This window comes from Kitasatospora putterlickiae, assembly GCF_039527695.1.
Classification (GTDB): domain Bacteria; phylum Actinomycetota; class Actinomycetes; order Streptomycetales; family Streptomycetaceae; genus Kitasatospora; species Kitasatospora putterlickiae.
On record NZ_BAAAKJ010000034.1, the window covers coordinates 3,536 to 6,106 of the forward strand.

The 2,571-nt window shown below is 74.9% G+C and carries 2 protein-coding genes and 1 pseudogene; 2 read left to right on the forward strand and 1 reads right to left on the reverse strand.

The window, feature by feature from the left end; all coding sequences use genetic code 11:
- A pseudogene (locus tag ABD308_RS04310) lies at positions 1–712 on the forward strand (MFS transporter); the annotation flags it as partial.
- Here ABD308_RS04310 and ABD308_RS04315 read toward each other — a convergent pair.
- Positions 702–1,676, reverse strand: coding sequence for an endonuclease/exonuclease/phosphatase family protein (locus ABD308_RS04315; protein WP_344325760.1), 975 nt, complete (start codon positions 1,674–1,676; stop codon positions 702–704). The pseudogene ABD308_RS04310 and the gene ABD308_RS04315 sit on opposite strands and share 11 nt — an antisense overlap.
- 150 nt (positions 1,677–1,826) lie before the next feature.
- Between ABD308_RS04315 and ABD308_RS04320 the strand changes: the two genes are divergently transcribed.
- Entirely contained in the window at positions 1,827–2,021 is a 195-nt protein-coding gene (locus tag ABD308_RS04320) for an antitoxin (RefSeq protein ID WP_344325763.1), read from the forward strand.
- Positions 2,022–2,571: the final 550 nt, after the last annotated feature.

Genomic DNA, 2,571 nt, shown 5'->3' on the forward strand with positions numbered 1-2,571 from the left:
CGTCGTCCTCGCCTCGGTCGTCCCGGCCGAGACGCGCCGCCGGCCGGAGCGGATCCGCTACCCGAGGCTGGTCGGTTCGGTGTTCACCCTGTTCGCCGAGGAGCCGGTGCTCCGGATCCGCGCCGGACTCGCGCTGCTCGTCTTCACCGCCGTCACCATCCTGCTCACCCCGATGGTGCTGCCGCTCGCCGCGCCGCCGTTCGACCTCAGCCACACCGAGATCGGGCTGTTCGGCCTGGCCGGCGCCGCCGGCGCGCTCGGCGCCGGACACGCCGGGCGGCAGGCCGACCGGGGGCGGGCGCGCCGCACCCTGGCGATCGGGCTCACCGCGATGCTCGTCTCCTGGCCGCTCGCCGGACTGTTGCCGCACTCGGTGTGGTGGCTGGTGCTCGCCATGGTGGTGATCGACTACGGCCTGCAGTCGGTGCACGTGGTCAACCAGCACCTGCTGTACCAGGTCCGCCCCGAGGCCCGGAGCCGGTTGACCGCCGGGTACATGCTGTTCTACTCGATCGGCAGCGCGCTGGGCGCGATCGTCTCCACCCTGGTGTACGAGCACGGCGGCTGGACGGCGGTCTGCTGGCTGGGCGGCGGCGTCAGCCTGCTCGCGCTCGCCTTCTGGCGGGCCACCGAGCGCGGGGCCACCGAGCGCGGGGCCGCCGGACGTGACGCCGCAGGACCTGACGGAACCCGCCGGGCCGTCAGCCCGTGACCGCCAACTCCGCGACCACCGCGCGGTGCTCGGCGCCGCGCACCGCGTGCTCCGCCACCGACACCGCGCGCAGCGCCTCCCCGTGCAGCACGTGGTCGATCTGGATCACCGGCCACAGTCCGGGGAAGTACGCGTTGGACTCCGGCCAGGTCGGCGCGACACCGCGCCCGAGCTCGGCGTGGGTGTCGGTGAGGCCGGTGCCGAGCAGCGCGCGCATCGGGGCGTGGTCGAGCGTCGCGTTGAAGTCCCCCAGCAGGACGGCGTTGCGGGTGGCGCCGGCGACCGCCGCCCGCAGTTCGTCGAAGTCCTCCGCCCAGCGGCCCGCGTCGCCCATCGGGTAATAGGTGTGCACGGCCGTCAACCGGACGACGCGTCCGCCGACCGTCACCTCGGCCGCGATCTGCTCCCGCGCCGCCTCCGAGGCCGACCCGTCCAGCGGTGTCAGCGGAAGCCGGGAGTAGATCGCGGTGTCCCGGCCCGGCCGCAGCTCCCGGTAGGGCAGCACCTCGGCGATCCCCGCCCGGTCCAGCCGGTCGACCGCCCCCGGGCCGAACTCCTCCACCGCGAGCACGTCGACCCGCTGCTCGCGCACCAGCCGGACGAGCGCGGCCGCGTCGGCCTGACCCAGGTAGGCGTTGCTCGTCGCGACCCGCAGCCGTGGCGCGTCGGCCGCCGGGGTGCCACCGTCGGGCACCAACCTCGGGACGAGCCAGACGAGTTGCACCGCCACCAGGACGCCGGCCAGTGCGGCCGGCCACCAGGAGCGCAGCGCCAGCAGCACCCCGAGCGCGAGCAGGCCGGCGAGCGCCGCGTACGGCAGCCCGACCACGACGAGCGCGAGCGGCGTCCCGTCGTCCCACCCGCCGAGACGGACCGCCACCAGCCCGGCCGTCCCGGTCAGGACGGCACCGCACGCCCCCACCAGCACCCGCCGTGCCCACCGCCGCCAACCTGTCCGGTCCACCCGTTCCACCCGCTCCACCCCATCCGCCACTCCGGCGCCACCGCGCCTTCGCTCGAAGACGCCGGCTCCGGTGCGACGGTTCCCGGGAAACCCCAGGTCAACGACGGCTAGGATGGGCCCGAACCGGGCCAAACGAACAAAAGGACCATCATGTTCGACAACCTCAAGAACCTCGCCGACAAGGCCACCGACCTCGCCCGCGAGCACAGCGGCGCCATCTCCCAGGGTCTGGACAAGGTCGCCGACGTGATCGACGACAAGACGGACGGCAAGTACAGCGGCCAGATAGACACCGCCGCCGACAAGGCCAAGGACTTCATCAACGGCCTCGACGAGTCCAAGTAGCGGCGGCACGACGGCGGAACCGGTGGCGCGCGACGGGCGCGCGAGCCGTGACGGGGGCGCGCGCCGACGGGCGCGGGGGTGCGCGGCGGGCGATGCGGCTACCGAGCGCGGGGCGGACAATCCGCGGCAGCGCCGGGAACGGGCGCGGGAAGGCGGGCACCGCGCACAGAGCGGCGCCGGGGAGCGTACTCGGGGGGTGTACGCTCCCCGGCAGGGGGTGGTGGCGGCCACCGCACCGGTTGTCCGGGGGTCCGGACACCGGTTGCCGTGACCGGAATGCTAGACCTGCGCGCAGGTCGTGACCAGAGCTCTGACCAGCTAATTTCCCGTCCAGGACATGCCACTTGACCCCCAGGAACCGCTCCGGCCCCGCCCGGCCCGACGGTCCGTCGACCACCGGGCGTTGGTTCGTCCGGCCCGCGCCGGGCAGCGGACCGACGAGGCGTCACCGGCGCCCGCCCGCCCTCGGCACACCTCCCCGCGCGCCCTTGACCACCCCCTCGCTCCCGGCGCCCCCCGGGGCCGGGGCGCGCCGACCGGCCGGATCCGG